Consider the following 1,596-nt stretch of genomic DNA (forward strand, 5'->3'; position numbering starts at 1 on the left):
TTACGTCGTCGGCAGCTTCAAATGTTTATTAGAGCCAGGAGTTTGTCCTGCTACCTGTGGAGCGCTCGTACATCCGCTCGCATTCGACCGCCGGCCGTTCCCGCCCGGGACCGCCGGGCGCATTCGGGCGGTTGTACGAGCGCTCCACCGGGAGCAGGAAGCACCCCCTCCAAGTTCCCCAACTGGCGTTACGGGGTGGGACGGCGGGGTCTAGCGTGGGTATCCGGTGATCAACACCGGGCCCCGGGAACGCTGGGGGCCGGGCCCCACGTACCGAGGACGCCGATGTCCGGACTCCGCGCCGCCCGCCACTCCCCGTCGAGACACGCCGTCACCGGTCCCGGCCGGCAGATCCGCCCCCAACTGGTGCGCGCGGCCGTCCTGCCGGCGCTCGCCGCCGCGCTGAGCGGCGCAGCCGCGGTGATCTTCACCCTCCAGCTCGGCGGCGGCGCGGGCGAACGCGACGCCCGGCTCTGGCCGGTGCTCACCGGCTGCGCCCTGCTCGTGGTCGGCGCCCTCGCCGCGGCCCTGCTCGGGGCCCAGCGCGCCGCGAAGGCCGTACGGGACCGGTGCGAGGCGCTGCGCCGCTCCAGCGTGCGCGGCCGCCACGAGCTGCGCACCGCCGCCGACCGGCTGGAACGGGGCGAGACCCCGCCGCGTCCGGTGCGGGGCGGGCCGGCGCCCGGCGGAGACCCGTCCGGGGTGGACGAGTTCTGGCTGCTCTCCCAGGAGCTGCGCGGCGCCCGCGAACAGGCGCACGCCACCCTCGTACGGCTGGCCGGCCCGGCCACCCCGTCCGACAGCGAGCGCAAGGTCGAAGTCTTCGTCAACCTCGCGCGTCGGCTCCAGTCCCTGGTGCACCGGGAAATCTCGCTCCTCGACGACCTCGAGGACACGGTCGAGGACCCGGACCTGCTCAAGGAGCTCTTCCACGTCGACCACCTCGCCACCCGGATCCGCCGGCACGCCGAAAACCTCGCCGTGCTGGGCGGGGCCGCCTCCCGCCGCCAGTGGACCCGGCCGATCGAGCTGAGCGAGGTCCTGCGCTCCTCGGTCGCGGAGGTCGAGCAGTACACCCGGGTCAAGGTCGTGCCCCCGGCCGGCGGCAGCGTCCGCGGGCACGCCGTCGCCGACGTGGTGCACCTGCTGGCCGAACTGGTCGAGAACGCCACGGTCTTCTCCGCCCCCGACACCGATGTGGTGCTGCGCGCCGAGCGGGTCACCGCGGGGATCGCGGTCGAGGTGGAGGACCGGGGGCTGGGCATGCCGGTGGAGGAACAGCACCGGATGAACGCCCTGCTCGGTGACCCCGACCAGATCAGCGTCCGGCACCTGCTGGCGGACGGGCGGATCGGGCTGTTCGTCGTCGCGGCACTGGCCCGCCGGCACGGGATCGCCGTCGAGCTCAAGTCCAACATCTACGGTGGCGTGCTCGCCGTGCTCGTGCTGCCGCAGGAGCTGCTGGGCGCGGAGGCGCCGGGCGCCGCCGACGCGGCGGGCGGCTCCCGGTCCACCTCGTGGGGCACGGGCGAGGCCCCCTCGATCCCCCACCTGGAACCGGTCCCCGTGCCGGCGCCCTGGCAGCCGGCCCCGCAG

At 74.4% G+C, this 1,596-nt stretch carries 1 protein-coding gene; it reads left to right on the forward strand.

Annotation, left to right across the window (positions count from 1 at the left end; genetic code table 11):
- Window positions 1-285: 285 nt before the first annotated feature.
- A partial coding sequence (locus tag PV721_RS43235; RefSeq protein WP_319734333.1) for a sensor histidine kinase occupies window positions 286-1,596 on the forward strand: 1,311 nt, incomplete at its 3' end.

The sequence above is a fragment of the Streptomyces sp. MB09-01 genome, assembly GCF_033794505.1.
Taxonomy (GTDB): Bacteria; Actinomycetota; Actinomycetes; order Streptomycetales; family Streptomycetaceae; genus Streptomyces.